The 377-nt window shown below is 41.9% G+C and carries 1 pseudogene; it reads left to right on the forward strand.

The features are described 5' to 3' along the window. A pseudogene (locus AC2Q9J_RS17670) lies at positions 1-264 on the forward strand (MocR-like pyridoxine biosynthesis transcription factor PdxR); the annotation flags it as partial. Positions 265-377 lie beyond the last annotated feature (113 nt).

Genomic DNA, 377 nt, shown 5'->3' on the forward strand with positions numbered 1-377 from the left:
GCGATAGATGAATTTTTAGGAGAAGATTTTTCTGTTAGAGGAGATGAGGCTGGACTGCATATCATTGTCCAATTACCTGCTTACTTAACGGAACGAGAAGCAATTGCAAGGGCTGATTCGCTCGGCATTGAAGTTGATTCCGTATCCCATATGTATCAAGAAACCAAAATCACCGACCGAGTGATCATCGGCTATGGGGCTCCGACTATCGGAGAAATTCGGAAGGGCATTCAATCGCTTGCATCGGTCTGGAAAAGTCCCTAAGTTAAATTTTTAAGGATGGGCTTTATATCTATTAAGCGTTCGTAAAAGTACACTTTCCCAAACGCAAAGAAAGAGAAAAAGCTGTATTAGCTTCTTCTCTTCCTATAAGCCCT

This window comes from Planococcus sp. RAB007_Raresut, assembly GCF_057369535.1.